Origin of the sequence: Marinobacter nanhaiticus D15-8W (assembly GCF_036511935.1) — a bacterium.
Lineage (GTDB): Bacteria > Pseudomonadota > Gammaproteobacteria > Pseudomonadales > Oleiphilaceae > Marinobacter_A > Marinobacter_A nanhaiticus.
Genome location: NZ_AP028878.1, coordinates 192,565 through 213,301, shown reverse-complemented (window position 1 = coordinate 213,301; position 20,737 = coordinate 192,565). Strand labels below are relative to the sequence as shown.

Below are 20,737 nucleotides of genomic sequence, written 5' to 3'. Positions count from 1 at the left end.
GTGCCGTCTAGACCGGCTAACGCCTCAGGCGGGCTTTCTTTTCGGGGAGCCTCTACCAACACTTTAGCCGGTACGCGGAAAATTCGCACCTTTACGCCGACCGATCAAGCGCGGAACGAAAAGGACAACAACAATGACGACATTTCGAATCGTTTTGGCCCTTTTAACCCCGGTAATACTGCTCGCCGGCTGTGGAAGTGATGGCGATACCAGCGCGGAAGGCGAGAGCGCCAATGAGTGCGGCTCGGCATTCAATCCAGCTACCGCGGTGTACCAGACCCTCAGTAACTTCAACGTGACCGAACCAGCCCGGCTCGATCGCACACTTTTCCATGACGTCATCCTCGGGGTCCAGCCGGCCTCGAGCGAAGATCCTGCCTACCAGGCCGTGGCCGATGCCGTAAAAGTCCAGACCGCCCGTTTCAATGGCGGCGAACCGGAGACAGGGACAAACAGCTATGCCAGCGTGCGTAATCCGCTGGACCTGATCAGCCTGATGATCGGCGAGGATCAGGTGGAGAACTTCAACGAAGGTCGTCGTTATATCAGTGACTGTATCGATGCGGGCAATCCTGCGGAATACAGCACCAGCGCGAACGGCAAGCTGGTGACTTTCGAAGAAGTGCAGAACGAAACGGTCACGGATCGGTACAACTATCCCGTGGTTCGCTGGGTTTATGCGCCGGATGCTTCTGGCAAAGTGCAACGGGTTATCCGTTACCAGGGGCGCAGTGGCGAGGATCTGCAAGGCGCACTCGTCGGCTGGCAATATAATGCCCGCGACTTTTCAAGCATCGGCTTCAACCGGCCAGAGCTGCTCAAGGCATCATTCACTGCAGGTAACAACCAACAGCGCCTGAGTCTGGAGCAGGCTTTCATCGGCATGGATAAGGATCAGTGGTTACGCAGTAGCGACATCAGCTTTGATTTTGCTGGAGAGGCTGTCGATTGCGCCCGCATAGTCGTCGATTACCGGGCACAAACTGCTGAATTATTTACGTCCAGGAGCGACTGCACCTCAGAGGAATGTCGTGATGAATACGTCGCTGGTAACGCATACTGCGGCAATCTGGCGGAAGGTACCGGTGAAACCTATAGCACACAGCCCGTAGCTGACCGCCTGAATTGACGGTCCGCCGGACCTACCTTCGATGCCAATACTGAAGGGAATATTAGTGCAACCGTTACTCCCCGGTTCGTTCGCCCATCCCCCAGGTCGACATGAAACCCTTTTTACGGTCGATCATGCGTTCGTAGGTGGCAATGATGATCGCGGTGTGGGGGGCCTGGTTGCGACGGAGCATCTCGATACGTTCTTCCAGGTCGGCAACCTCACGCTCAAGGCGCTCCTGGAGGTGCTCGCGCACGCTCTCGTGGCGATTCAGGTTGGGCTGCTGCAGGTCTGCGCGACCCTGGTCAGACAGCGCTGTCGGTTCGATTAGCATGGTCAGTCCCTCATCCTTGAGTTGTTCTTTACGACATTGATGATATCTGGATCAGCAATATCCGCACAGGTTCCCGATAAATTATTCCGGTCGCTCGCGTCCCTGGCGTCTACTTCGGATTACGCGTATTGTGCACAACTGTCGGACAAACAGCAATAAAGAGTGAACGATGATTCACGAAAGTGAAATAGAGTCGCTCGCGCACCATGCTGGCGCACCATGATGGAAAGTACCTTCCCGGGTACCCGCCCAACTGTCCGCAAACCAAGACCCCTGCTATTCTGGAAGACACTATGCTGACGCGAACCTGCAGCGGTCGCCGTACGTGTGTGACGCGCATCAGGTTCCCTGAATGGAGTCCGAGATGACCGCACCGTCCGTCGCCGATACCCTGCGGGAATACATGTCACTGCTGGAACTGCTGGATGATGCCTACTGGGAAGCCGGTACAATCCAGCACAAGGACATGCTCTACGACATCATCAGCATCTTCAATCAGGAAGTGGCGGAACTGAACAAGCTCAGCATCCTCGATCACCATTATCCCTACGAGGTGATTACCGAAGGTATCCGGCGGGTGATCCCCAAGTTGCAGAAACTCGAGGACCAGCAGGACGACGTCATCCAGCGCACCCAGACCGTCACCGATTTCAAGGAGATCCAGTCTTCGGTGCTGGCGATTCTCGAGGCCCAGTTGGACGACGTTTAGGCCACCGCCGGCGGGCGCTCTGCTTCGGGCACCTTGGGAAATTCCCGGCACACCGTCCAGATAAACCCGACCAGCGCCGGGAGGTGATGGGCGACGATGGGCAGGCCGGTATTGATCAGGCTGACCGAGATATCCCGCGAGGCGTCCGCCCAGCAGAGTTTGTTGATCAACCCGACATGCCCGAAGGCCTCACGGCTATGCGGCCCCCAGATGCCCAGGGGCTCGCCGCCCAGCATCATGCCCGCACTGAAGCGCATGGGAATCATGAGGGTTCGGTCGATCTGCAGCGAGCCGAACTGCTGGATGGCGCGGCGCACGGTCAGGGGTTCGCAGACCTTCCGACCTTCCCAGATGCCTCCATTGAGCATCATCTGGAAAAAGCGTGACATCTCCTCGGCGGTACCACACAGGTTGGCCGCCGGCACCACCGCCTCCTGGAACCGGACATCGTTGACTACCGCTTCGATGGTCTGCATATCGCCGCCCAGCGCCCGCTGCAGGATGCGGGACACCGGAAATATCGGGTTGGGTCCGGTCGCATAGCTGGTGGCGAGATCCTGTAGCCGCTCGCTGGGAATGCCGTAGGTAAACCACTTCATACCCAGCGGCTTGCGGATATGATGATCGAGGAATGCCTCGATAGACTCGCCGGTTACGGTTTCCAGCACACGCTGCAACACGAACCCGCCCGTTATGGCATGGTAGGCCACCTTGGCACCGTCCACTTCCACCGGCCGGGCCTCGCACAGCAAGCGCCAGATGGCATCGGGGTCCCAAAGGGTGTCCAGTGGGGTGTCCCGGGGAATGGCCGGGATGCCACCACGGTGTGCGAGCACCTGGTGGATGGTGATGGTGCGCTTGCCGTTCCGGGCAAACTCGGGACAGTAGTAGCTGACCGGGTCGAGCAGGTTGATCCGCCCCTGTTCCGCCAGAATGTGAATCAGCAGTGCCGTCACCGCTTTCGACGCCGAAAAATAGCAGGTCGGCGTGTCCGTGTTCATCGGCAGACGCCGCGCGCCCTTGCCATCCTTCGGCCCGTTGCCGCTGGCATGCCCGATCGCCCGATGCAGTACGACCTGTCCCTTGTGGCGCAAACATAGCTGCATTCCGGGATGGACCCCGGTGCGATAGAGTCGCTCGACGCTGCTCCAGACCTGATCGAGCGCGCCGGCACTGACGCCAGCCTGTTCGGGCGCCACCTCCGCGGCGACATCCACAGTAGTTACGGTGCTCAGGTCCCGCGGAATGGCGGACGTGTTCAGGGCACGGCGGGTCAGGGCGTTCATGGCAGATATCCTCTTACGGCGACGGCGGCATCCGCTCTTTCTGTTTAGGGGTAGCTCTAATTAAGTCTATTGACGATTCTGCAAGACTTGAGGACCTTTCCGGCAGGGCGCGAATCACCAATGGACCTCATCAGAAGCGCCTTGGAAAGTGCCGGCAACAAGCAGGGATGATACATTGCCGCGTCACGGTTGTTCGTGCAATCGGGGCCAAACCCCGCCCAAGGATTATGTGAAGTCGCTTCCGCGAGCTAACGTTTACTCTTCGGGCTTCAGGAGAACCCGCGTTAACCATGGTGTACTTTCTCTGCGTCCTCGCGGTGGTCACGCTGGCCGCCTACCGTCTTTTCTTCTACCGCCGCCAGCGCCGTAAGCAGGTGGCATCCCGCGCCTTCCCGGATGCCTGGCGCCAGCAGCTGGAGCGGGACATGACCCTGTATCGCCAGTTGCCGCCAGAGGTTCGCGAACGGGTCGAATCGGGCACGCTGATCCTGCTGGACGAACTGGACTTCTACGGCTGCAAAGGCCTGGATGTCACCGACCAGATGCGCCTGCTGGTCGCTGCCCATGGCGCCCTGCTGATTAGCGGGCTGAGCCTGGATTACTACGACAGCCTCAAAGCCGTCCTGCTCTATCCGGACGTCTATCGCGCCCCGGCGGAGCACCACGACGGTCTCGTCCACACCGAGAGCATGGACGACCGCCTGGGCGAATCCTGGGGCGAAGGCCGGGTCATCCTGACCTGGTCGACCCTCAAACGTGAAGCGCTGGAAACCCATGCCGTTAGCAATGTGGCCATTCACGAATTCGCCCATCAACTCGACCAGCTCGACGGCGCGTCGGATGGCACGCCGCCACTCCACTCCGGCGATGATGCCCAAACCTGGCAAACTGTTTTCAGCGATGCCTGGGAGCGCCTGAAACAGCAGGCGAACACCGGTGATACCGTACTCGACCCCTACGGTGCCACCGACCCGGCGGAATTCTTCGCCGTCGCCACCGAAGCTTTCTTCTGCAGGCCGGCCGACCTGAAGGCGGACGAACCGCACCTGTATCAATGCCTGGAAGGTTTTTTCCGCCTTTCGCCTGCCGACTGGCCCGCCCTGAAAACCTGATTGCGCCCGGCCCGCTTGGCGGCATACATGGCCTGGTCTGCCTCATGGCAGAGCTCATCCGCGCTGGACGCATGGTCAGGAAAAACCGCAACGCCGATACTGGCTGAAAGACGCACCACCGAATCGCCGCCTACGGTTACAACCTCACTCTCGATCAACTGGCGCAGCCGTTCAGCGGTGTCACAAGCCTCGGCCAAACCCCTTTCGGGCAGCACGACCAGAAACTCCTCACCGCCATATCGGGCGGCGATATCCACGGAGCGTATAGAATCGGCAATGAGTCCACTTACCCGGCGTAGCACCTCGTCACCCTTGGCATGTCCATGCCGATCATTGACGGTCTTGAAATGGTCCAGGTCCAACCAGAGAAGAGCAACCGGTCGCTCGTAACGCTCAGCCCGACGGATTTCCGCCTCAAGCCTACGCTCTGCCTCGCGACGGTTATAAAGGCCGGTCAGGGCGTCACGGGTGGCCATACTCGCCAGTTCTTCCTCGAGGATCTTGCGGTCGCTGATATCCATCAGGATGCCTTCCAACATCAGATCGTCATCGACCTGAACGCCTCGCCCCCGTTCCCAGATCCAGATACGTCGACCGTCGCGGCGGGTGAGGGCGTATTCGATCGAATAGGGCTCCGCCTGTGCGATGGCCTGCTCCACAACACGAACTGTTTCTTCGTTATCGACGTCCTCGACCATATCGGCGAACGACACAACCCGATTCTCGATCAGTTCTTCTGGCGCATAACCGGTCAGTTCGCGGCATCCGTCGGATACGAACTTCATTGTCCAGCTTGCGTCGAACTGGCAGCGGTAGGCCATGCCGGGCAGGTTATCCATCAGCGTCTTTAGTTGGCGGCTACTGGCTCGGGCCTCTCGCTCAAGCTTACGCTGCTCGGTAACATCCGTTGCGATTGCAATCGCCCCAACCACGGCACCACCTGGCGAAAAGAAACGACGGGCGTTCCAGCACATCCGGCGCCTCTCGCCGTCACGGGTCGTGATACACGTTTCATAGTCCGTCAGATCCTCTCCATCGGTAACTACAGACCGCGCCGCCACAAATACGCGTTGTCGGTAGTCCTCTTCCGGATAAAGCCATTCCCATGCCACGCCCCTGCGTAAAACCTCTTCCTTGGAATAGCCACTGATTAACTCTGCCGCTTTGTTCCAGACGATGATGCGGCCATCGACATCAAACACATTGATCCAGATGTTGGCATTATCGATGATGCTTTCGCGAAACTGGCTCAGCTCACGTATTGCGGCGGCTTGCTCGCTATTGGCCTGAATAACGTCGCGATAGCGTCGGAATTGGCGGTTTATCGCCCAAACCAGGAGTAAGGCAGTTACACCGATGAAGAACCAGCCCTTGAAGGTCTGGGCGGAGGTCAACGATTCTGGTTCGCGGAAAAGGAACGAGAGCGCATAGTCGCTCCCTGCGATCCAAAGGGCACCGAGCGAAGCGTAGACCAAGCCAATGAGCAGAGACCTGCGTAGCGGGGATGTGACATCCGTCGTATTGCTCATAGGCAGGGCGCTCCAGACTCGGAGGTGCAGTACCGCGAAGGTGTCCCATTTATAAACTTAGCTTCTGGCTAACATAGCGTCGAGCATGACACCTCAGCATCGCACGACGGCAAACCTCATCCGCCAGGTCGTGCCGACCGTATCCGACAACAGTCGCAAGACAAACCGCCGCAGCCCAGGACGATCAGCGCCAGGAGTCGTGATGCCAGCAGCCCCAACATCAATAACCGGAACGCGGACTTGCCTCGTTCTGCTCGTCAGCCTGTTGATGTGCGCATGCACTCGCCATATCAATGCGCCCCAGAGGATAGTGGACACGCCGGACACCGAATGGACGCTGCAGGAGAACCGGGTCTACACTCCGGCCGACTGGCCCGAGCCGCTGCATGCGGATATCTACCTGCCGCAAGGCCCGGGACCTCACCCAGCGGTGCTGACCGTTCACGGCGGCGGCTGGGAGCGGCGCTCGCCGGAAGACATGGAATGGATCGCCGAGGAACTGGCCAGCAACGGTTTCGCGGTGATGAACGTCGAATACCGCTTCGCCCCGCAATATCGCTTTCCCGCCCAACTGCACGATCTGCAACAGGCTATGCACTGGCTGAACGACAATGCAGAGCGTCTGGACATTGATGCCGATCGGCTGGCCGGTTTCGGCTACTCGTCCGGCGCTCACCTGGTCAGCCTGCTGGCCCTGGTCGCCAGTGAAGGCGGCGAGCTCGACGAACCCTACGGCGGACCGGAAACCCGGCTGGACGCGGTGGTCTCCGGCGGCACGCCCAGCGATCTGCGCAAGTTCGACTCCGGCGAACTGGTGGTGCAATTCCTGGGCGACACCAAACAGGCGATGCCGGACCGCTACGCAGCCGCATCACCCGTGACGCACGTTACACCCCAGGCGCCGCCTTTCTTCCTGTTCCATGGCGGTTGGGACAGCCTGGTCCCGCTGGACCATGCCACTGACTTCCAGGCCACGCTAGCCGCCGATGGCGTAGCCACTGAGATGATGATCCTGCGCTGGCGGGGCCATATCCTCACGTTCCTCACCAGCCACCAGGCGGTGGATGCGGCTATCCAGTTTCTCTACCGGCAACTGGAGCTCACCGAGGATCTGAAGATTTCGGTTGTTGAAGGCGAGGGCGATGACTGAGCCGCTACCTCTGGAACAAGGCTACCAGTGGAGGAACGGCCCCACCGCCAATCCCAGCACCAGCGCAACAGCCAGCAGGATCGCGATTACCGTCAGCGGACGCCGCGCCAGCCGCTGGCCAAAGGACGGCACTTCGCCGGCTGCGAGACGGCGATCGTAGTCCGCCCGTTGATCGCGGGCACGGTTCAACTGGTACTCATCCAGTAGCGCCCGGGCCCGCTCCGCTTCGTCCGCCTCATGGACCCAGAAGCCACCCATACTGATGCCCCAGCGGCTGGGTGGCGTTTCATAGTAGTTGATATTGTTGGTTTCGAGCAGCGCCCGCACCTCATCGGCCTCGTCATCGGGCACATGGCGCAGGTTCATCAGGAAGTGGGGCATGGAGCAACTCATCGGCAGTCAGATCGGCGCCTATTGTACCGACGTAAGCTGGACTGGTGTAATCCGGCGACCGGGACAGCCCGCTCGAGCCGCGTTATCATGCCCCACGCTTCAACCTCCAGCCAGGCCACCCCATGTCTAATCCTGAGCATCCTGCTGCTACCGCCACTCGCAAATGGCTCGAACGCGCCGTGATCGGCCTCAACCTGTGTCCGTTTGCGCGTGCGCCTTACCGACAATCGCAAGTACACCTTGCCGTCAGCGAAGCGACGGATGAGGAAGGTTTGCTGAATGCGCTGGTCACCGAAATCGAAGCCCTGGTTGCCCGCTCGCCGCAGCAGCGGGATACCACGCTGCTCATACTTGGCAATGGGTTGGCCGATTTCGCAGCGTTCAACGATTTCGCCGCAGCCGCCGAAGGTTTGCTGGATGCGCTGGGCCTGGAAGGCGTGCTGCAGATCGCCACGTTCCATCCCGACTACCGCTTTGCCGACACGCCCCAGGATGCCATCGAGAACTACACCAACCGAGCGCCCTATCCCATCCTGCACCTGCTGCGCGAAGACAGTGTGAGTCGGGCGGTGGATGCCATGCAGGACCCGGACGAGATCTACCACGCCAATATCGATCGCTTGCGCGCCCTCGGGAAACCCGGCTGGGATGCTCTCTGGGAAGATTAGAGCCTTCGCTGACAAGGGGGCGTATGGCGCAGGGCGGCTGTCCCAACCGTAGAAGACCACGACTAAATAGTCTTTCACTGGCCGGGCCTGCAATTGCCGCGCTACACTTTTATCATTCGCATCATGAGTTTGCCGTACCGCTGACGCTCAGGAACGACAACAGCACACGCCAGCGACCCTGAATCCGAGGATGCCAACCGGATGAGCAAAAGCCCCGTCACGCTGTTACTGGACTTTGACGACCAGGTGCGGCGCGACCAGAACCAGTCCGCCCTCTTCCTGCACCGGCGCGATCGCCGTTATGCCCTCGACTGCCGCGCCCAGCGGCGCAAGCCCTCACTGGCCGGCTGGCTTGATCACATCGACGCCCATCGGCTCGAACAAAACCAGCCGGACACACGGCTTCAGCGCTGGCGTCGGCTTTCGCTATGGCTGCTTCCGGTCGGTGCCCTGCTCGGCGTGCTGACTATGCTGGGCCTGCTGTTCTACGACGGCAGTCAGCAAATCAATGTCACCGTGATCATTGGCTTCGTTGCCCTGCAAGGCTTGCTCGCCCTGGCGACGACGGTACAGGCGTTGGTGGGCTGGCGGCCCTGGGGGCGTCTGCTGTCGCCGGGGCGCGAAAATCATGGACCCACCACCGCGCTGGATCTGTTACAGCCACAACTGGCCGCCTGCACCGCCCAGCAGACAGCCCTGGCGTTTACGATTGCCGGCCTGCTGACCCTGCTGGCCATGGTCGTGGTCCAGGATCTCGCCTTTGGCTGGAGTACGACTTTGCGCACATCCGCCGATAGCTATGGCGCGCTCGTCCAGGGGCTGTCGCGCCCTTGGTCGCTTCTGTGGCCGGCGGCGGTGCCTTCAATGGAACTGGTCGAACAGACCCAGTTCTTCCGCCTCGGTGATCCGCGCGTCAGCGAACCGGCCCGCTATGGTGATTGGTGGCCGTTCGTCTGTATGTTCTGGCTGACCTATGCGGTGCTGCCCCGACTTCTGCTGACCGTATTCGCCCGCGTACATCTGCGCATGCAGGCTCGGCGGCTGTTGCGACTTCACCCCGGGCGGCCATCGCTGATGCACCGCTTCGCGACGCCGACAGTCGAAACAACAGGTGCATCCGGTGAGGGCCAGACTGTGCCCCTGCATCAACCGGAAGACCAGCTGCACAGTCTGCCTGCGAGTGGCGCCCTTATCCGGTGGGCCGGCGCCGCGCGGGATGCGGACGCCGTACGCACGCTTCTCGACGGGCCGAACCCTCGCATTGTTGATGCCGGTGGTACGGCCTCCCTGGCGGAGGACCGGGCCGTCCTCGACGAACTGGCCGAACTCCCGGGCCCGGTGATTCTGCTGGCCCGGGCCTGGGAGCCGCCCACCGGCGAACTGGCGGACTTCATCCAGGAGGCCCGCCGCAGTTGGTCGCGCAACCGCCTGCTGGCACTGGTCCCGATTGGTGGCGAGCAGCCGCTGGAAGCATCCTCGACGCGGCAACTGGCTCAATGGCAACGGTTCGTCGAGCGACAGAAAGATGCCAACCTGTGGATCTGCCAACTGCCGGCTCCCGACCTGGAGGCTTGCCAGAATGGCTGATGCCACGACGCTAACCCGCACAGCCCCCACCTTTGCCATCGTCGGGCATCCCAACCGCGGCAAATCCAGCGTGGTGGCCACCCTGTCCCAGAACGACAGCATCGCCATCGCCATGGAGCCGGGCACCACCCGGGAAAGCCAGGCTTTTCCACTCAAGGTGGACGGCGAAACCCTTTATAATCTGGTCGATACGCCCGGCTTCCAGCGCCCACGCAGGGTACTGGCATGGCTGGAAGCGCATAGCGCCTCGGCCTCCGACAGACCGGATACGGTGCGCGCTTTTTACCACCAGCACCGGGACGATCCGCAGTTCCATGACGAGTGCGAGCTACTCGCGCCGATCATCGAGCAACAGGCCGGCATCATCTACGTGGTCGACGGTTCGGTGCCCTACAGTCCGGCCAATGAAGCAGAGATGACCATCCTGCAGTGGACCGGCCGGCCCAGCCTGGCCCTGATCAATGCGATCGGTAGCGACGACCACAGCAACGACTGGGAAAACGCCCTGGGCCAGTACTTCCGCATTGTCCGGCGCTTCAACGCGGTGACCGCGCCGTTCGAACAGCACCTGGGACTATTGCGCGCCTTCGGCCAACTGGAGCCCCGTTGGGAAAAGCTGCTCGGCACGGCCACCACGCACCTCGAACGCCAGCGCCAGCAACGTCACGAACAGGCAGCGGAGCTTATCGTCCATGCCTTGAGCGACATGATGCAGCTCCAGGTCTCCGCCATCGAGAGCACCCACGAGCCTCGCAGCGATTCCCGCCGACATCTGCAGCAGCGCTGGCTCGATGCCCAGCGCAAGCGCGAGCGGCAACTGCGGCATGCCATCGAAGGTCTCTACCAGCATCACCGCATACAGCGCCAGGAACGGGACCTGGACTGGCAGAATGATGACCTGTTCAGCCAGCGCAGTCGTGCTGCCTGGGGCGTCAGCCGAACCTATCTCGCTACCGCAGGCTTCGGCGCAGGCGCGTTGGGTGGTGTCGGAATCGACGCCCTGACGTTCGGTGCCTCCTTCGGCACCGGCGCGCTCCTGGGTGGCGTTATTGGTGCGGCCAGCAGCTATTTTTACGCAGACCGCCTGGCCAAGTGGTCCTTCGGCCCGCTCCTCGGCGACCGACAGACACTGCGTTATGGACCGGTGGCCGACCTTCAATTTGCCTATGTCATACTTGGAAGAGCATTAAACCACTGGTATCAGATCAGTCATCGCAACCATGCCGGGCGTTCGCCCATGGCGCTGGAGAACACCGAGAGCCATTGGCTGGAACAGTTGTCCAGGGACCGCCAGCGCGAGCTGCAGGGCCTTGTACAGCGTCTGGGCAAGGGTACGACCGACGGCCGCCGACATACTCACTGGATCCAGGTCGTCAGTGAGTCGATGGATGCATTCGAACAGTGGCAGGAGCAGTTCCGGAAAGGGCCAGGGAGGGCGCATTCATGAGCTTTGCATTTGAATTGCCAGAAACGGACATGTTTATACTATTACGCTTGTCCGAGGCTCAAAAAATGAGGATAACGTCCCATGAAAATTGTTGACCTTCAGAAGATCATTGGAAGTGAAGCTGACGTATTCGGTCCGGGCGAGCGCCCCTGGAACAGCCGCCGGCTACTGCTCAAGAAAGACGGCATGGGGTTCTCCATGCACGAAACCATTATCCCCGCCAACAGTGAGTTCAAGTTCTGGTACAAGAACCATCTGGAAGCGGTCTATTGCGTTGCCGGCAACGGCACAATCGAAGACCTGGAAACAGGTGAAGTTCACGACATCCACGATGGCATCCTGTACGCACTCGATAACCACGATCGTCACATCCTGCGTGGTGGCTCCGAAGATATGCGACTGATCTGCGCCTTCAACCCGCCGGTCACAGGTCGCGAGACCCACGATGAAGACGGCGCCTACAACCTGGTCGAAGACTGATCGACGGCTGAAAGGCTGACCGTCTTTAAAAGTGTTACCGGACCTCCTGCTCGCGGAGGTCCGCTCCTCATCTTCCCTTGCCTGACGATACCTCCTGAAACTCCGGCCCAAACAGCGCCACCTAAATCGCAAACAACTCGCTATTGCGAATTATTTGCATTAATTAACGGTACTTAATACTATTTGGCGCTATGCGCCATCGGTCCATGCGGACTGCCCTGGCCGCAACCCCATATCCCGTCTGCACGATCGAGGTTATTCCCATGCCGTTGCCCTCCGTCCCTGTTCGTCGCCTGACCCGCGCCGTCCGGAATGCCCTGCCGCTCGCCCTGATAGGTATTGCACCCGTTACGCTGGCCCAGGGCGATACCACTGCACTCGATGCGCTGGTGGTTACCGACACGGCCTTGAAAGTCGAAGCGCCGCTGGTGGAAACGCCGCGTCCGGCTTCGGTGGTCGAGCGCGAAGAGCTGGAAGAACGGAATGTTCAGTCTTTGGACGAAACATTCCGCTATCGCGCAGGCGTGCTTTCAGGAATGTATGGCGCGGACAATGACACGGATTGGTTCAAAGTCCGCGGTTTCGATCAGTCTACCTATCAGGACGGGCTGCGCATCTATCGCGAAGGCTATTATCAATGGTTGCCAGAGCCCTACGGTATTGAGCGGGTCGAATTGCTCAAGGGGCCTGCATCAATCCTATATGGTGAAGCACCCCCCGGTGGTGTGATCAACGTTATCAGCAAACGCCCGACTGACGATCCAAAAGGCCAGATCCAGGTCCAGGCTGGCAACCGTGAGCATCGCCAAGTTGCTTTGGATAGCTCGGGCGAGCTAACTGAAGACGCCCGCTACCGCATGGTCGGTCTCTACAAGTACCGCGAAGGCGACATCAACAAAACTGAGAATGAACGGTATTACGTTGCACCCTCTTTCGAGTTTGATATTGGGGAAAGGACACAACTAACAGTTCTAGCCAGTTTCCAAAAAGACGACGCCGTACCCACCAACTCGTTCAAAACCAAGTACGGCACGGTTGAAAACACGCCGTACGGAAAAATCGATCCTGAAACGAACCTGGGTGAGCCGGGTTATGACCAGAATAATCGCGAACAAGCCGCGATAGGTTACGAGCTCCGGCATGACTTTAACGATACCTGGACGTTCGAACAGAAAGCCCGCTATAACCGGTTAGATCTCGATTTGCGCAGCAGCTATGCATTCTTCATGGTAGATGATCGGCGCGTGGACCGCGGCATCGTTTATCGCGACGGCCGTACACGCAGCTGGACGATAGACAACCACTTGATTGGGAACTTCTACACCGAGCGCACCGAGAATACTCTTCTCATCGGTATCGACTACCAAAACCTTGGTACTAACGGCAAAGAACTACCGGTAGCAAACGAATATCCCTTCGGGCAACCGTTAGACGTGTTTGATCCTGTATATGGGAACTATGCACCCGTGGACCCGTCGTTGCTCATCACACGAGATATAGATAAACAGCAGACAGGTGTTTATATCCAAGACCAACTCAGGATTGATGATCGTTGGATTTTGCTTGGATCGGCCCGATATGACCACTCAGAAACAGACAACCTTGACGTCACCAATGACGAATTGAGGCAGGCAGATGTCGAGGAAGTCACCTGGTCGGCTGGCCTCATGTACTTGGCCAGCAACGGGGTGTCACCTTATATCAGCTATTCGGAGTCATTCGAGCCACAAACTCAAACTGATGAAAATGGTCAACTCTATGATCCTATTACCGGCAAACAATATGAAGCCGGCTTCAAATACGCACCACGTAATCTAGACGGTTATATTACCGCTGCGGTATTCGATATTTCTCAAGAGAACTCTTTGGTGACTGCACCGGGTGGGGGTGGAGTACAGATTCAGGCTGGCGAGCGAGAATCCCGTGGATTTGAGTTGGAAGGCGTAGCTTATCTGACTCCACAGCTCCAAATGTTAGCTGCCTACACCTATACCGATTCCGAGACGAAGGATAAGGCTAATAATACCGAAAGTCATGTCCCGCTGATTCCACGCCATATGGCTTCTGCTTGGCTGGACTACACCCTTGCCAACCTGGCCCCCGGATTGAAAGTTGGAGGCGGAGCCCGTTACGTGGGGGAGAGCAAGGACGGTGACACTGTGGTTAAGTCTTATACGGTCTTTGACGTCATGGCGAGTTATGACATTGATGAGCATTGGAGTACTCAACTCAATATCAATAACGTTGCAGATAAAGAATACATTGCGGGCTGCGATTACTGGTGCTATTACGGCGAGTCCCGCAGCATAATCGGAAGCGTGAGCTATAACTGGTAAGCCGCCACTTCATCTCCCATAACCCGGGAGGTTTCCCAAACGGGGTTGTTGAGGCAGACTGGATGCCCTTTTTTATCCAGTCTGGTCACCGGCAACCCCGTTTTCATGTCTGAAAGCAACGCCCAACCTGCCATCCGCGAAGTCTTTCCTGTTCTGGCCCTGCTGTGGCTGGCCGGGCTCTACCTACGGATTCCGGTTCTCGTGGCGCCGCCCCTGGCGCCGTTTATTGCTGACGACCTCTCGCTATCCCAGGCGCTTACCGGTGCCCTCACTACCGTACCCGTGCTGATGCTCGCAGTGGGCGCCATGCCGGGCTCGCTTGCCATTTCCCGCATCGGCGCTCGTAGCACCCTGGCGCTTGCACTCATGGTGGTGGTCGCAGGTTCCAGTTTGCGCGGGCTTGCTCCCGATACCGTTACGCTGCTGGCGGCCAGCGCGGTTATGGGACTGGGCATTGCGGTCATGCAGCCCGCACTGCCCGCGCTGCTAACGGTCTGGCTCAAGCCCGTCCACCTGGCCCTGGGGACCTCGGTGTACATGAACGGGATGCTGATGGGTGAGTTTATCGGCGCCGGCGTCACCCTGCCGGTGTTGATGCCCCTGACCGGCGAGAGCTGGCGGCTGACCCTGGCGGCGTGGTCCCTACCGGGGTTGCTGGTGGCTGGCCTGCTGTTCCTGCCGCGCAGCCGGAGACGAACTCGGGCCGCGCGTCCGGCCTGGGTGCCGGACTGGCGCAACCCGCTCACGTGGAAGCTGGGTTTGTTGCTCGGCGCCTCCAGCGCCCTGTTCTTCGGGACCAACGCCTATATGTCCAGCATCCTCGAACAGCGTGACGCGCTCGAAACCCTGGACCGGGCGCTGTTCTGGTTCAACCTGGCCCAGGTCATTGCGTCGCTGGTGATGCTCAAGACCTCCCGCTACTGGGTGGGGCGGCGTTCGTTGATCGTGGTGATGCTGGCCCTTGCCGCGGCCACACTTGGCCTGTTCCTGGTCACGACCGGTGTGCCCAGCATCGCCTTCGCGTTCCTCATGAGCCTCACGTCTGCCTTCCTGCTGATCCTGCTGGTCGCGCTGCCGCCGCTGGTCAGCCATGCCGAGGATACCGGTCGGCTGGCGGCGGGGAACTTTACCATCGGCTATACCCTGGCGTTCGTCATTCCCATGCTCGGTGGCCTCATCGCAGACCGCACCGGCAACCCCAATCACGCACTGGTCACACTCATCGTCTACGCGCTGTTGGTCCTGCCCCTGGCGCTCACCCTCGACCTGCGAAAGCGGCCTACCCAGCCGGCCGACCGGGACGGTTATCGCCTCGAGACTAAATAATTTCTTTGATCTGGATGGCGTACGCTCGACGCCCCTGTGCACGCTACACGCTACAGGCAAGCGCAAAACAACACGGGCCTGGTGGCCACTACCTCCAGGCCCGCTTACCTCAGGCAGGGATTAGTGTGTACTGTCCTTGCCGTCCTCCACGATGGGGTGGTGCAGCCGCACCTTGTCCCGCGCCTTCTTGCGCATGCGCAGGTTGAGGATCTCAACACCGAAGGAGAAGGCCATGGCGAAGTAGATATAGCCCTTCGGGATATGCATGTCGAAGCCTTCGCCCAGCAGGGCTACGCCCACCAGGATCAGGAAGCTCAATGCCAGCATCTTGATGGTCGGGTGATCGTCAACGAACTCCCCGATCGGTTTGGCCGCAATCATCATCACGCCGACCGCAATGATTACAGCGATCACCATGACCGCCACATCTTCGGCCATGCCGACGGCGGTAATGACCGAATCCAGACTGAATACGATATCAATGACCGCAATCTGGGCAAGGATGGCGCCAAAGCTGGCCATGGCCTTCGCGCTGGCGTGCTCTTCGGTTCCCTCCAGACTGTTATGGATTTCATGCACACTCTTACCGAGCAGGAACAGACCGCCGAGGATCAGTATGAGGTCACGGCCGGATATTTCCTGCGCCATGACCGTAAACAGCGGACTCGTTAGCGTCATCACCCAGGCCAGGGAAAACAGCAGCAGGATACGGGTCACCATCGCCAGCCCGAGGCCAATGACCCGGGCCCTGTTGCGCTGGTGTTCCGGCAAGCGCCCCACCAGGATGGATATGAAGATGATGTTGTCGATGCCCAGCACGATCTCCAGCAGTGCCAGCGTCGCCAGGGCAATCCAGGCCTGGGGGTCACTGATCCAGGTAAACCACTCGATCATGGTGTCCGTCCTCGTTTATCGTTTTTCCGGAGTGAATGATATCCAGCGCGGTTGACTAAAAGGTGATGACGTCGGTGCGGCGCCCCTGCAGCCAAAGCGCCCAATTGTCCTGCATGACGCGCATGCCGCCAACATAATGTTCGTCCACCAGGTAGGCCGCCAGCGTGCGATCTCCACGCTTGTACTGGTGGATCAGTCGGGTGAGGAAGCTGCGGCCTGTCGGCGTCGACAGCAGGAAGTACACGAACTCGCCGGTCTGGGCCTGAAGCGAATAGCCCCGGTCGATGTAGTGGTTGCGCCAGTCGACGCTCTGCATGGCGAGGAAATCCTCCACGTTCGACAGCAGGTGCCGCTCGCGCAGGTAATTGACCACCTTGGTATTGCCCGGGTGGGCACGGATCACCAGGTGATCTCCCTCGCGCGCCAGCATTTCCATCTGCTCCGCCAGCCCCTCGTTGAGCCAGGCCGGCATGTAGTTGGCCAGGGAGGCCAGCACGGCATGACCGGTTTCATGGCTGATCGTGCGGAAGGTGGCGTCACGCTCCTCTTCGCGAATATAGACCACGATCTGGTGGGTGGCGCCAAGAAAGACACCGTAGGAGGGTGGCACCGTGCCGTTAATGTGCCGGCTCAGGTAGCGCTGGTAACTGGCATGATCCGGCAGGATCAGGATATTGACCGGCACCGTGCGGAACAGGTCGAAATAGAGGATATCGTCGAAGAAGCGATAGACATGGTTGACGTCCGCCTCGATCCGCTCACGCTCGGCATCCGTCAATATCACGCCGCCGTCGGTCACGATATCGATCTGGTAGCGCTGCCAGTCGGAGTCGCCGCCACGGACCTTGACCTCTTCCTGTTGCCGGCCCTGGACCTTGCGATCGCCAAAGTGCACCACGCCGTTCTCGTCGGTGTAGCGGTAGATCTCCGCATGGACCCACAACGGCAGACATATCAGCGCGAACAACAAACATCTCGCCATGGACTATTGTTCTATCCCTGCAACCAATACTGGACAGCAGAATGAGGGGCCAACCAGATACAGAGAGTTTAAGGGCTGGATGGGCGCACGGCCAGCAGGACGAATCCAACTGGCCGCGCTATTCGGTCCAGGCTACGCGCCTATGCTGACCGTTTTAGATGTAGTAATCCTGGAGCGGAGGGAAACCGTTGAAGCACACCGCGCTGTAGGTGGTCGTGTAGGCGCCGGTGGTCAGCCAGTACATACGATCGCCCATGGCCAGGTTCAGCGGCAGGCCATACTTGTAGTGCTCGTACATAATGTCCGCACTGTCACAGGTCGGGCCGGCGATAACCACGTCCTCACATTCACCGGTCTTCTCGGTGTAGATCGGGAACTTGATGGACTCGTCCAGGGTCTCGATCAGGCCTGAGAACTTGCCGACGTCGGTGAACACCCAGCGGTGCAGGCCGGTGCGCGATTTGCGGGAAATCAGCACCACCTCACTGACCAGGATACCGGCGTTGGCAATCAGCGAACGGCCCGGTTCGATAATGATTTCCGGGAATTCGTCGCCGAAGTCTTCGCGGATAAAGCGCTCGATCTCTTCCGCGTAGGTGCCCAGCTCATTGGTCCGGGTCATGTAATTGGCCGGGAAGCCGCCACCCATGTTGATCATCTTCAGCTCGATACCGTCTTCTTCGCGCAGACGGTCGAAGATCACCTTCACATTGCCCAGGGCCGCGTCCCACGCGCCGATTTCGCGCTGCTGCGAACCCACGTGGAAAGACACGCCGTAGGGCACCAGGCCCAGGTCGCGGGCCAGGATCAGCAGGTCCATCGCCATGTCGGTATGGCAGCCGAACTTGCGCGACAGCGGCCAGTCGGCGGTCTGGGTACCTTCGGTCAGGATACGCACGTAAATCTTCGAGCCCGGTGCCGCCTTGGCGATATTGCGCAGGTCGGCTTCGGAGTCGGTGGCGAACAGCCGCACGCCGCGCTCGTAGAAGTAGCGGATGTCCTTGGCTTTCTTGATGGTGTTACCGTAGCTGATGCGATCCGGCGACACGTCCAGCGCCATGACCTTGTCCAGCTCGTAAATCGAGGCGATGTCGAAATTGGAGCCCTTGTCCCGCAGCAGGGTCAGCACTTCCGGCGCCGGATTGGCCTTTACGGCGTAATAGACCTTGGCGTACGGGAAATTATCCACCAGTTCGCTGTAGTGATGATCGATCGTTGCCGTGTCGACGACGAGGAACGGTGTTTCCTTGGTATCGGCAAAGGCCTTGATGCGTTTGAAAGTGTCGGCATCGTAGTAATCTGTCACTTGGATCGACTGATGTTCATTCATGGGCTGTGTGGCTTTCCTCTCGTAGGAGCACGCTGACGACAAGGGCCTGATTGCATACCAGGCCAGATTGCGCGCGAATGTAGGTTCAATTGACCGCGTCGACTATGAGCAGATTTACCCATACCCCGTTGCAGCGTTATGTCACGATCCTTTCCCGTATTGCGATGACACCCCAAAACCTAGTCAACACATGGTGGCCATGTCCAGAATGAACCTGAAAGAACTTATGCGGTGCCTCCCCCAACACGGCCAGGTGGCGTGGATCGGCGTACGACCGGAACGCGGCCAGCCCATGGTCCGCTTCGACTCGGCAGCCGTTGAAGTCGGCAAGGGGTTGGCGGGGGACCGTTTCAAGGGGCGCCCGGAGAGCAAGCGCCAGGTGACCCTGATCCAGGCCGAACACCTGCAGGCAATTGCCTCGATGTTGCATCGCGACGACCTGCCACCGGACTTGCTGCGCCGAAACCTCGTGGTCAGCGGCCTCAACCTGCTGGCACTCAAAGAGCGGCAGTTTCGCGTCGGCCAGGTCGTCCTGGAGATGACCGGCCTGTGCCATCCCTGCTCGAAAATGGAAACCATCCTCGGTCCGGGCGGATACAACGCAATGCGCGGCTATGGCGGCATTACGGCAAGAGTGATCGAAGGTGGCTCGATCCAACAGGGCGACGAGGTATCAGTAATCGACTCCAAAAGTAGGTCGGATTAGCCATGCGTAATCCGACATGGAGCTCAGTGGGTAGAGAGAGTTCGAATTTATCAGGAGGTTGTTGGGTTACGCATGGCTAACCCAACCTATGTTTCGCAAGCCGGCGCGACCGAGATCCGATCGAAGCGGCTGGCGGTCTGTGCTGAAGCAGGGGACAGGGATGTCCCCGATCCGGCTTGGCTGGCCAGGGACGGCCATCCAAGACGGCGTAAGCACGGACCACCAGTCGCTTCAGCCCCCGCCAGACCGAATCAAAGCCGCCGACACAACCGCCGCTCAATTACCTGACACCCTGGCGCCGCCTCCCCCCGGATCGCCGCAAAGCCGGCTTCAAGTGTCGCCCGGGCAATCGCCTCATGCTGCTGGGGCAGGGAGTTCACAGCAATGGGCAGGAAGTCCAGCAGACGATCATCCCCGAAGGTCGCCAGCCGCAGGGTCTTGGGCAAACCATCGGGCAGCTCGAGCAACACATCCAGCACCCCCTGCAGCAAGCTATAGGACGCCGTGACCAGAGCATCCGGCAACCCGTTCTCCTGTAGGATATGCCGCATCAGCGCTGCGCCCGTGGCCCGGTCGTAACGCTCGCCGCTGTAGACCTTGGCCTCCCCCGGCCAATCGTTGACCGTGTTCTGGAAGCCGGTGCGGCGCTGTTGGGTCATTGCAGACTCGGGCAGGGCGTCCAGCCAGGCAATAGACACGACCCCGGGCACAAGCAGCGACTGCGTCAGAGCGGCTGCGCCCTCCTGGTTGTCGCTCACGATACAGGTGAGATGATCCGGATTCTGCGCACGATCCACCGCAATCACCGGCAAGCCCTCCGCCTGCATGTCCTTGTAGAACGTGCTGTCCGGCGGCAGGCAACTGGCGACGATCAACGCATCGCAGCGCCGGGCTCGGAACGACTCCGCCAACGCCATCTCCGTCGTCGCATCGTCATCGGAACCGGCAATCAGCAACTGGTAGCCGGCCTCGCGGGAGCCGATTTCCATCAGCTTGGCCAGCCGGGCGTAACTGGCGTTTTCCAGGTCCGGCAGGATGAACCCCAGGGTCCGGCTCTGACCACCGCGCAGGGCAGCTGCCTGGGCATCAATGCGAAAGCCATGCTCCCGGGCCAGGGCTGTAACCCTCTCCACCGTCTCCGGCTTGATCCGGTTCGCCGCAGCGCGACCGTTGAGCACATAACTTGCCGTGGTACGCGAGACGCCGGCCAGCCGCGCCAATTCCGCCAGTGTCATCGATTCCTCCCAGACGATTAGCAAACCTGCATTCTAAAGCATCAGGCCCCGAGGAAAATCCGGCGCCTCCACCTCTGCTTGAATTTTGATCAATTCTGACTCAAGATCATTCTAGAACTTGC

General features: G+C 59.8%; 19 protein-coding genes. 11 read left to right on the top strand and 8 right to left on the bottom strand.

Annotated features, from left to right (window positions below):
* The first annotated feature begins 133 nt into the window (after positions 1 to 133).
* Positions 134 to 1,129: a hypothetical protein gene (locus RE428_RS00980; RefSeq protein ID WP_004579417.1), complete on the top strand. Its 996-nt coding sequence runs from the start codon at positions 134 to 136 to the stop codon at positions 1,127 to 1,129.
* A gap of 55 nt (positions 1,130 to 1,184) precedes the next feature.
* Here RE428_RS00980 and RE428_RS00975 read toward each other — a convergent pair whose 3' ends face one another.
* Positions 1,185 to 1,445 (bottom strand): hypothetical protein, encoded by a 261-nt coding sequence (locus RE428_RS00975; protein WP_004579418.1) that lies wholly within the window; start codon positions 1,443 to 1,445, stop codon positions 1,185 to 1,187.
* Between the two features lie 364 nt (positions 1,446 to 1,809).
* On the opposite strand from RE428_RS00975, the gene RE428_RS00970 reads away from it, so the two are divergent.
* Positions 1,810 to 2,154, top strand: coding sequence for a hypothetical protein (locus RE428_RS00970; protein ID WP_004579419.1), 345 nt, complete (start codon positions 1,810 to 1,812; stop codon positions 2,152 to 2,154).
* On the opposite strand, the gene RE428_RS00965 is transcribed toward RE428_RS00970, so the two are convergent.
* On the bottom strand, positions 2,151 to 3,440 hold the full coding sequence (locus tag RE428_RS00965; RefSeq protein WP_004579420.1) for a serine hydrolase domain-containing protein: 1,290 nt from the start codon (positions 3,438 to 3,440) through the stop codon (positions 2,151 to 2,153). The genes RE428_RS00970 and RE428_RS00965 overlap by 4 nt on opposite strands.
* 290 nt (positions 3,441 to 3,730) lie before the next feature.
* On the opposite strand from RE428_RS00965, the gene RE428_RS00960 reads away from it, so the two are divergent.
* Entirely contained in the window at positions 3,731 to 4,552 is an 822-nt protein-coding gene (locus tag RE428_RS00960) for a M90 family metallopeptidase (RefSeq protein ID WP_004579421.1), read from the top strand.
* Here the strand turns inward: RE428_RS00960 and RE428_RS00955 are convergent.
* Positions 4,492 to 6,081, bottom strand: coding sequence for a sensor domain-containing diguanylate cyclase (locus RE428_RS00955; protein ID WP_004579422.1), 1,590 nt, complete (start codon positions 6,079 to 6,081; stop codon positions 4,492 to 4,494). The genes RE428_RS00960 and RE428_RS00955 overlap by 61 nt on opposite strands.
* A gap of 202 nt (positions 6,082 to 6,283) precedes the next feature.
* On the opposite strand from RE428_RS00955, the gene RE428_RS00950 reads away from it, so the two are divergent.
* Positions 6,284 to 7,231, top strand: a complete 948-nt coding sequence (locus RE428_RS00950) for an alpha/beta hydrolase (protein ID WP_051079752.1) — start codon at positions 6,284 to 6,286, stop codon at positions 7,229 to 7,231.
* 21 nt (positions 7,232 to 7,252) lie between these two features.
* On the opposite strand, the gene RE428_RS00945 is transcribed toward RE428_RS00950, so the two are convergent.
* The gene (locus tag RE428_RS00945) at positions 7,253 to 7,612 is read right to left on the bottom strand and encodes a DUF6164 family protein (protein WP_004579424.1); all 360 of its coding nucleotides are present in this window, start codon (positions 7,610 to 7,612) and stop codon (positions 7,253 to 7,255) included.
* Between the two features lie 134 nt (positions 7,613 to 7,746).
* On the opposite strand from RE428_RS00945, the gene RE428_RS00940 reads away from it, so the two are divergent.
* The 6 genes from RE428_RS00940 (at position 7,747) to RE428_RS00915 (ending at position 15,468) form a co-directional block, all read left to right on the top strand.
* Positions 7,747 to 8,292, top strand: a complete 546-nt coding sequence (locus RE428_RS00940) for a DUF1415 domain-containing protein (protein WP_004579425.1) — start codon at positions 7,747 to 7,749, stop codon at positions 8,290 to 8,292.
* 201 nt (positions 8,293 to 8,493) lie between these two features.
* Positions 8,494 to 9,879, top strand: coding sequence for a DUF2868 domain-containing protein (locus RE428_RS00935; RefSeq protein ID WP_004579426.1), 1,386 nt, complete (start codon positions 8,494 to 8,496; stop codon positions 9,877 to 9,879).
* Positions 9,872 to 11,326 carry a GTPase/DUF3482 domain-containing protein gene (locus RE428_RS00930; protein ID WP_004579427.1) on the top strand — a complete coding sequence of 485 codons (1,455 nt, stop codon included), beginning with the start codon at positions 9,872 to 9,874 and terminating at the stop codon, positions 11,324 to 11,326. The genes RE428_RS00935 and RE428_RS00930 overlap by 8 nt, the downstream gene beginning before the upstream one ends.
* Positions 11,327 to 11,407: 81 nt before the next feature.
* Complete coding sequence (locus RE428_RS00925; RefSeq protein WP_004579428.1) at positions 11,408 to 11,806, top strand: ectoine synthase; 399 nt, start codon at positions 11,408 to 11,410, stop codon at positions 11,804 to 11,806.
* A 263-nt stretch (positions 11,807 to 12,069) separates the two neighbouring features.
* Complete coding sequence (locus tag RE428_RS00920; RefSeq protein WP_004579429.1) at positions 12,070 to 14,142, top strand: TonB-dependent siderophore receptor; 2,073 nt, start codon at positions 12,070 to 12,072, stop codon at positions 14,140 to 14,142.
* 105 nt (positions 14,143 to 14,247) lie between these two features.
* A complete protein-coding gene (locus RE428_RS00915) occupies positions 14,248 to 15,468 on the top strand; it encodes an MFS transporter (RefSeq protein WP_004579430.1) in 1,221 nt (406 codons plus the stop codon).
* Positions 15,469 to 15,588: 120 nt separating this feature from the next.
* Here RE428_RS00915 and RE428_RS00910 read toward each other — a convergent pair whose 3' ends face one another.
* From RE428_RS00910 to RE428_RS00900, 3 genes are all read right to left on the bottom strand, one after another.
* Positions 15,589 to 16,362, bottom strand: coding sequence for a TerC family protein (locus tag RE428_RS00910; protein ID WP_004579431.1), 774 nt, complete (start codon positions 16,360 to 16,362; stop codon positions 15,589 to 15,591).
* Positions 16,363 to 16,417: 55 nt separating this feature from the next.
* Positions 16,418 to 17,329: a DUF4124 domain-containing protein gene (locus tag RE428_RS00905; RefSeq protein WP_169334049.1), complete on the bottom strand. Its 912-nt coding sequence runs from the start codon at positions 17,327 to 17,329 to the stop codon at positions 16,418 to 16,420.
* Between the two features lie 169 nt (positions 17,330 to 17,498).
* Positions 17,499 to 18,674 (bottom strand): type III PLP-dependent enzyme, encoded by a 1,176-nt coding sequence (locus tag RE428_RS00900; RefSeq protein WP_004579433.1) that lies wholly within the window; start codon positions 18,672 to 18,674, stop codon positions 17,499 to 17,501.
* 208 nt (positions 18,675 to 18,882) lie between these two features.
* Between RE428_RS00900 and RE428_RS00895 the strand changes: the two genes are divergently transcribed.
* Complete coding sequence (locus RE428_RS00895) at positions 18,883 to 19,380, top strand: MOSC domain-containing protein (RefSeq protein WP_004579434.1); 498 nt, start codon at positions 18,883 to 18,885, stop codon at positions 19,378 to 19,380.
* A gap of 251 nt (positions 19,381 to 19,631) precedes the next feature.
* Here the strand turns inward: RE428_RS00895 and cra are convergent, their stop codons facing one another.
* Positions 19,632 to 20,615 carry a catabolite repressor/activator gene (gene cra / locus RE428_RS00890; RefSeq protein ID WP_004579435.1) on the bottom strand — a complete coding sequence of 328 codons (984 nt, stop codon included), beginning with the start codon at positions 20,613 to 20,615 and terminating at the stop codon, positions 19,632 to 19,634.
* Positions 20,616 to 20,737 lie beyond the last annotated feature (122 nt).

Excerpts from the sequence above, each read along its gene's own strand:
- RE428_RS00980 (WP_004579417.1), top strand. The coding sequence starts at position 134 with ATGACGACATTTCGAATCGTTTTGGCCCTTTTAACCCCGGTAATACTG.
- RE428_RS00975 (WP_004579418.1), bottom strand. The coding sequence starts at position 1,445 with ATGCTAATCGAACCGACAGCGCTGTCTGACCAGGGTCGCGCAGACCTG.
- RE428_RS00970 (WP_004579419.1), top strand. The coding sequence starts at position 1,810 with ATGACCGCACCGTCCGTCGCCGATACCCTGCGGGAATACATGTCACTG.
- RE428_RS00965 (WP_004579420.1), bottom strand. The coding sequence starts at position 3,440 with ATGAACGCCCTGACCCGCCGTGCCCTGAACACGTCCGCCATTCCGCGG.
- RE428_RS00960 (WP_004579421.1), top strand. The coding sequence starts at position 3,731 with ATGGTGTACTTTCTCTGCGTCCTCGCGGTGGTCACGCTGGCCGCCTAC.
- RE428_RS00955 (WP_004579422.1), bottom strand. The coding sequence starts at position 6,081 with ATGAGCAATACGACGGATGTCACATCCCCGCTACGCAGGTCTCTGCTC.
- RE428_RS00950 (WP_051079752.1), top strand. The coding sequence starts at position 6,284 with ATGCCAGCAGCCCCAACATCAATAACCGGAACGCGGACTTGCCTCGTT.
- RE428_RS00945 (WP_004579424.1), bottom strand. The coding sequence starts at position 7,612 with ATGCCCCACTTCCTGATGAACCTGCGCCATGTGCCCGATGACGAGGCC.
- RE428_RS00940 (WP_004579425.1), top strand. The coding sequence starts at position 7,747 with ATGTCTAATCCTGAGCATCCTGCTGCTACCGCCACTCGCAAATGGCTC.
- RE428_RS00935 (WP_004579426.1), top strand. The coding sequence starts at position 8,494 with ATGAGCAAAAGCCCCGTCACGCTGTTACTGGACTTTGACGACCAGGTG.
- RE428_RS00930 (WP_004579427.1), top strand. The coding sequence starts at position 9,872 with ATGGCTGATGCCACGACGCTAACCCGCACAGCCCCCACCTTTGCCATC.
- RE428_RS00925 (WP_004579428.1), top strand. The coding sequence starts at position 11,408 with ATGAAAATTGTTGACCTTCAGAAGATCATTGGAAGTGAAGCTGACGTA.
- RE428_RS00920 (WP_004579429.1), top strand. The coding sequence starts at position 12,070 with ATGCCGTTGCCCTCCGTCCCTGTTCGTCGCCTGACCCGCGCCGTCCGG.
- RE428_RS00915 (WP_004579430.1), top strand. The coding sequence starts at position 14,248 with ATGTCTGAAAGCAACGCCCAACCTGCCATCCGCGAAGTCTTTCCTGTT.
- RE428_RS00910 (WP_004579431.1), bottom strand. The coding sequence starts at position 16,362 with ATGATCGAGTGGTTTACCTGGATCAGTGACCCCCAGGCCTGGATTGCC.
- RE428_RS00900 (WP_004579433.1), bottom strand. The coding sequence starts at position 18,674 with ATGAATGAACATCAGTCGATCCAAGTGACAGATTACTACGATGCCGAC.
- RE428_RS00895 (WP_004579434.1), top strand. The coding sequence starts at position 18,883 with ATGAACCTGAAAGAACTTATGCGGTGCCTCCCCCAACACGGCCAGGTG.
- cra (WP_004579435.1), bottom strand. The coding sequence starts at position 20,615 with ATGACACTGGCGGAATTGGCGCGGCTGGCCGGCGTCTCGCGTACCACG.